Here is a 6396-nt window from a genome sequence, read left to right as displayed (position 1 = left end):
CTAAGTAGTCGCCTCTCGAAAGCGGTACGCCTTACTACCAAGATTCCCCCCTAAAACACGTAGAGCAAAATGATACAGAATCTTGCTACAGCCCCAGTAAACACAAGCTCTGCGCTGTCTCGGCGGTTTAGCGTTGCGCCGATGATGGATTGGATCTAATAAGCCGTATTCATTGTTCAAAACGAATATCGTGTACGAATTCTGTTCACCACTTCGTACCCTTTGCGTACCTTTCACGCTAACTATTGGACAGACTGATTGGACTCGACCGGGCGCCAAGATCTGTCCAGGCATGGCACTACCGACCGGCATTAGCGACCGACCACGCGATCACTGGCTTCCTTGATTAAAATCTATGGCTGTATGTTGCGACCGTCACTGACCATTAATGCGAACTCGCAATCGCCCAGTGCGAAACAAAATTAGTTCGCACTCACATACTGCGAATCCGCACTCCCCTATTGCGAAATTACACTCCCCCACTGCCAAAGTAGACCTCTTCGCACTCTAGCACTGCGATTTCGCATTCACACTTTGCGAAACATTAGATATACAACAGAATAATTTAGAAATAACTAATAAATAACTAGAACCACCCAAAGCTCCATATGCATAATGATCTTAGAGCTTGTTTATAGCCAGTTGTGTCTATGTCAGACAATTAATCGGCTACTCACACCCCTTCGGGTGTTGCGTATTAAAGGTTCTCCTAAAACAACAATAAAAGATGAGACAAGATGAAAACTATTGAGAAGCAAAACAAGGACACCAGGATCACTATAAGGCTGAGTAAGTCCGAGATGGAGTCACTTGAGAGCAAGATGTCCGAGGCTGGCTACAAGGCCGCAGGAGCCTTCATTAGGGACTTCGTGGCGAACAATAGCGTCAAGCCAAAGGTCGTCTCAGACGTGGTTCATATCGCACGTGAATTGATGAGCTTGGCCTCAATGATCAACGCGGAGAAGCCTGGCTCTCAGCTCCTTGAGAAGGTTAAACACATCGCAAGGATCAATGTGGGTGGCCTTGTATGATCGGAAAAATCTTCCCAAAGTCAGCAGGTTCGTTCAAAGGCAGAATTCGGTACATCTTCGGCTGCACAAAGCACGACCACGAGATCAGCCAGATCGTCACGATAGATTCAAACTGCATTTCTAACGACCCACTACCGGCGCTCCTGGCAGGCAGAGAGGATGATGTACTTGAGATGGTTCGTGAATTTGACCAGGTGGAGATCCTTCGGCGCATGTCTCTGGACTCCGAGAAGGCGATAAAGCCGGTCTTTCACGCCATGCTCTCTCTTCGTCCCGGTGAGTCACTCACAGGCCCACAGTGGCGCATGGCAGTCCGCAAATACTTAGATGACCTCAGCTTCAACGAAAATACGAAATACATTGCTGTGATGCACAGGGACAAGGATCACGAGCACGTCCATATCGTTGCGAACAGGATTTCTCTCGACGAGGGATTCCCGATGGTTAAGGACCTCTATATCCCAAGTCCCAAGAATGCACATCCTTACCCTGAGGATCGCTTCGCGTCACATACCCGAGGCAGGAGCCGTATACGGTAGTTCCGCACGTATGGATCTGTGCGGGGGGTGGCAGGTAACTGCCATCCCTACCGCGACCCTCTCTTGGAGGAAAATCCCAATATGAAATGCAATAGCATTCCCTTTCAACTCAACAGCTGTCATTAACCATGTAAAAGTTGAGGCAATAGCATTGATGATGGCATAATGGTCATATTGCATACTTTTTTTGTGGGAATTGACCTTGCGCGCGACTCAAACGATTACGACTGTTGAGCAAATATTTTCCGCTCAGCAGCGCTTGATCTCAGCTACTGATGCCAGCGGTAAAATCACCTACTGCAATGATGAGTTCACAAAAATAAGCGGCTATTCCCGTAAAGAGTTGGTCGGTAGTCCACACAATTTGGTTCGCCATCCCGACATGCCTCCTGCTGTTTTCGGGATAATGTGGAGCTACCTGAAGGCTGGTAAAAGCTGGATGGGAATCGTAAAAAATCGTTGTAAGAATGGCGACTATTACTGGGTCAATGCGTATGTCACTCCCATTCTCGAAGATGGCCGCCTGATAGGCTACGAGTCCGTCAGGGTCAAGCCGACTCGCGAGCAAATTGAGCGTGCACAAACACTGTATGAGCGGTTGCGTGCTGGCAAAAAAGCCGTTCCGAAAAGGCGCCACTGTGCCGCTTTTATGGGCAGGCTGACCTTGCCCGCAATTGCGGCGCTGATAGCTATCGGTGTGGTTAACACGCTGCCGAATCTGCTGGCCCAAACAATAATCGCCATGCTCTTTCTAGCCATTGGATTGTGGTCATATACGCGAGAGGGAAATCAACTCAATCGAATCATTAAAAGCGCTCCTAACGCTTTTAGTGATCCGATTAGCGCTCTGACTTACAGCGACATATACGGCCCTTCGGCGCAGCTGGAAATGGTACTGATTAGTGAGGATGCGCGCCTTAAAACCGCTCTGACTCGGCTGAGCGATCTAGCAAGCCAAGTGGCTGAGGCAGCAGCACATTCCTCTTTACTCGCCAACCAAACTGAACATGCCTTGCTTGAGCAGCGGGCCGAAACGGACATGACGGCAGCCGCGATGACTGAAATGGCTGCTTCAATCAGTGAGGTTGCGGGGCATGTTCAACAAACCGCCACTGAGGCGCAAACAGCGAATGAACTGGCAGAGCAAGGTGACAAAGTCGCCGGCACTTCTAGAGAGGCGATTCAGCTTCTGGCCGTTACGGTAACAAATATCAGCACTGCAGTGGACAACCTCGCCAATGAAACACAGCAAATTATGACCGCTGCCGGAGTGATTCAATCTATTGCTGATCAAACCAACCTGCTGGCCCTCAATGCTGCAATTGAAGCGGCCAGGGCTGGTGAGCAGGGCCGTGGTTTTGCTGTGGTCGCAGATGAAGTACGCGCCCTGGCTAGCAAAACCCGTGTGTCTACCCAACAAATTCAAAACATCATTGAAACCCTTAAAAAGGGTGCTGATGAGGCTGTAAGCATTGCCAGGCTCGGTATCCGCGAGGCAGATCACGGCGTACAGCAAGTTATAGAGGCGCAGAGGGCCCTTCAAGGCATTCGCGAGGCTGTTGAACGTATCAGTGGCATGAATGAGCAAATGGCAGCAGCTTCAGAAGAGCAGGCTCATGTCGCTGAAGACATTGCTCGACAGATCAATAACGTTGCAGGGACGGTTGATAAAACAGCTAAAAATGCTAGCGCAGCAGTAGCTCGTGGCAGTGAGCTTGAGACTACATCTCGTGGTTTACGCGCCCTGGTTGAACGGTTCAACAGGTAGCCGGCCCTAAGGGGGGGCTCACCTTGATTATCAACCTTATTAATGGAGCGGCATTGCTTTTGGCATTGTGCTGGCTGCATGCGTTCATCACGCGCCGCTGGGACGAGCACAGCACAGCCATACAGTTGGTGTCAGGCCTGCTATTCGGCGCTACTTGCGTGATTGGCATGCTAAACCCGGTCTCGCCAGAGCCCGGGATATTCTTCGATGGCCGCAGCGTAGTTCTAAGCATGGCCGCGCTATTTAGTGGGCCGCTGGTAGCCGGCGTCGCGGGCCTAATAGCGGGCATTTACCGGATATGGATGGGCGGCAGCGGTATGGCGTATGGTCTGGCTGAGATCGGCCTATCCATACTGTTGGGCCTGTCTTACCGGCATTTTTGCTTGCGCGGCATGTTCAGCATCGGCCCCTGGCAGCTTTGGTGCTTAGGCCTATTAATGCAGGCTTTGGATATGCTGTTGTTGCCTGCAGCACAAGCGGCATCCAGCCTAGAGCAGACGGCTATTCCCTTGCTGCTGGTAATGCCAATTGCGACGGTTGTACTTGGTTTGATGCTCAAAGAGATCGAGCAGCGCAAACGAACAGAGCTCGCCCTGCAGCTTAGAGAGTCGCGCCTACGTGCAATCACCGAGGCAATCCCTGACACCCTATTGGTACTGGATGAAGACGGTCTCTATCTAGAGGTGACTCCTTCCAAGAAAGAGACGCATACTGATGTCCTGACCGCACGTATTGGCCAAAGCGTGCACGATGTATTGCCGCAAAGCGAAGCCGAGCGTTTTATGGCGTTTATACGGCAGACCCTGGCCAGCGATAGTCCACAGCTCATCGAATACACTCGGCAGAGTGCAGACGGCATAAAGGTGCTTGAGGGCCATGCCCAGCACCTGGATATTCAACTCAATGGCAAGCAGGCAGTGGTGGTACTCGCCCGCGATATAACCCAGCGGGTCGATGACGAACATGAATTGCGCATCGCAGCCGCCGCTTTCGAAACACAGCAGGGCATGATTATCACCGACGAGTTCAACCGTATTCTGCGGGTCAATCAGGCCTTCAGCACTATCACCGGCTACAGTCGCGAGGAAGCTATTGGGCAGCGAACCAGCCTGCTCAGCTCTGGACGTCAGAGCCTGGCGTTTTATCAGGGTATGTGGCAACAGCTCAAGGCGGTAGATCGCTGGCAAGGCGAAATCTGGAATCGGCGCAAAAACGGAGATATATTCCCCGAATGGCTGTCGATCAGCGCGGTGCGAAATACCCAGGGGCAGGTCATCAATTATGTCGCATCAATTGACGATACCTCCGAGCGCAAGGCGGCCGAGGAGCGTATCCAGCACCTTGCCTTTTTTGATGGGCTGACAGAACTACCCAATCGGAGCCTTCTGCTCGATCGCTTGCAGCACGCGTTGGATAGTTGCGTGCGCAGCGGTGAGTGTGCCGCGCTGATGTTTCTCGACCTCGACGGCTTTAAGAACATCAACGATCTGCATGGGCATCATATAGGCGACAAGGTCTTGTGCCTGGCCGCTGCCCGGCTCAACGGCGCAGTACGGGTAAGCGACACCGTGGCACGCCTCGGCGGCGATGAGTTCGTGGTGCTGCTTGAGCATCTCAACAAGCAACCCGAACAGGCTGCCATGCAGGTCGAGCACGTCACCACATTACTGTTAGCTACACTGGCCGTGCCGTACCAGATTGACGGGCTGGAACTGCGCAGCAGTGCGAGTATCGGCGTGACACTGTTTAACGACAGGTCTTGTTCAATAGATGAACTCATGCAACGCGCTGACCTGTCGATGTACGAGGCCAAAGCTGCGGGCAAGCATACGGTGCGGTTCTTCGATCCGCGCATGCAGGAGGCTGTTAGCGAGCGCCTGAACCTGGAACAGGATATCCGTCGGGGGCTGCAGTCTGAAGAGTTCATCCCCTACCTGCAGCCGCAGCTAGATGACACAGGTCGTGTGGTTGGCGCTGAAGTATTGGCACGCTGGCAACACCCGCAGCGAGGTCTGCTTAGTCCAGCTACCTTTGTTGAGGTGGCTGAGCACGCCGGCTTGATTGAGACACTGGATTTACAAATGCTGCAGAAGGCTTGTCGTCAGCTAGCCTTGTGGCGCCGCCAGTCGGCCACGGCATCGCTCAGTTTGTCCGTCAACCTAAGTGCACGGCTCCTCTATCAAACAAATTTTGTCGAGCGAGTGCTCCAGCTTTTGAAGCAAAGTGGCGCAGACCCGCACAGACTGAAACTGGAGCTTACCGAGACGCTGCTGCTTGACGACTTGCCAGGTGCCATTGCTCGCATAAGTGAACTCAAGGCCCATGGCATTCGCTTCTCAATCGACGACTTTGGCACTGGTTACTCGTCGCTGGCCTACTTGCAGCGATTATCGCTAGATCAATTGAAGATCGACCAGTCCTTTGTTCGCGAGCTGCCAACTGATGCAAACAATTTGGCAATCGTCCGGGCGATCTGCACACTGGCCAGCAGCCTGCAACTTGAGGTGATTGCCGAAGGGGTGGAGAGTCATGAGCAATACATCGCTCTGCTGGAGCTCGGCTGCCGGAGCTTCCAAGGCTACCTGTTTGGTCGGCCTATGCCGCTGAGCGAGTTCGAGCGCCTACTACCGACGAATACTGCGAAAGTCGAGAGTGAAGGCCCTATCGCACGCTGATCCATCACGAGCCGGACAACAGCCACTGCCAGTGCGGCTGCGCCCTCAAGCGCATCGGCGAAGATGCGAGCGAAAAGCTCGACTACACCCGGCGTGTTCACCGTCGAACGCCATATCCGTGGAAAGTGGGCCTGCGAGCAGTGTGAAACACTGATCCAGGCGCCGGTACCGGCGCACGTCATCGACAAAGGCATACCGACGGCGGGCCTGCTGGCCCACGTCATGGTGGCCAAGTTCGCCGACCATCTGCCGCTGTATCGCCAAGAGAAAATCTTCGGCCGAGCCGGACTGCCCATCGCTCGTTCGACCTTGGCGCAGTGGGTGGGCAAGGCGCGCAGCTGTTCCGGTGTCATCTGGTCGAGATTGGGCGAGAAAGTCATGCC

4 protein-coding genes and 1 pseudogene are annotated in these 6396 nt (G+C 53.2%); all 5 read left to right on the top strand.

Annotated elements, in window-relative coordinates; all coding sequences use genetic code 11:
• The first annotated feature begins 737 nt into the window (after positions 1 to 737).
• Positions 738 to 1031: a plasmid mobilization protein gene (locus V5E99_RS19835; protein ID WP_282481607.1), complete on the top strand. Its 294-nt coding sequence runs from the start codon at positions 738 to 740 to the stop codon at positions 1029 to 1031.
• On the top strand, positions 1028 to 1570 hold the full coding sequence (locus V5E99_RS19830) for a relaxase/mobilization nuclease domain-containing protein (protein WP_499803957.1): 543 nt from the start codon (positions 1028 to 1030) through the stop codon (positions 1568 to 1570). Before V5E99_RS19835 ends, V5E99_RS19830 begins: the two co-directional genes overlap by 4 nt.
• Before the next feature lie 202 nt (positions 1571 to 1772).
• Positions 1773 to 3338 (top strand): methyl-accepting chemotaxis protein, encoded by a 1566-nt coding sequence (locus V5E99_RS19825; RefSeq protein WP_499803956.1) that lies wholly within the window; start codon positions 1773 to 1775, stop codon positions 3336 to 3338.
• Between the two features lie 23 nt (positions 3339 to 3361).
• Positions 3362 to 6013 carry an EAL domain-containing protein gene (locus tag V5E99_RS19820; protein ID WP_499803955.1) on the top strand — a complete coding sequence of 884 codons (2652 nt, stop codon included), beginning with the start codon at positions 3362 to 3364 and terminating at the stop codon, positions 6011 to 6013.
• A pseudogene (locus tag V5E99_RS19815) lies at positions 6004 to 6343 on the top strand (IS66 family transposase); the annotation flags it as partial. The gene V5E99_RS19820 and the pseudogene V5E99_RS19815, both read left to right, overlap by 10 nt.
• Positions 6344 to 6396 lie beyond the last annotated feature (53 nt).

Source organism: Janthinobacterium sp. LPB2021202312-11-4 (genome assembly GCF_037049705.1).
Lineage (GTDB): Bacteria > Pseudomonadota > Gammaproteobacteria > Pseudomonadales > Pseudomonadaceae > Aquipseudomonas.
This window is presented reverse-complemented; position numbering and strand designations above follow the sequence as displayed.

Coding starts and splice junctions, on each gene's coding strand:
- V5E99_RS19835 (WP_282481607.1), top strand. CDS start 738: ATGAAAACTATTGAGAAGCAAAACAAGGACACCAGGATCACTATAAGG.
- V5E99_RS19830 (WP_499803957.1), top strand. CDS start 1,028: ATGATCGGAAAAATCTTCCCAAAGTCAGCAGGTTCGTTCAAAGGCAGA.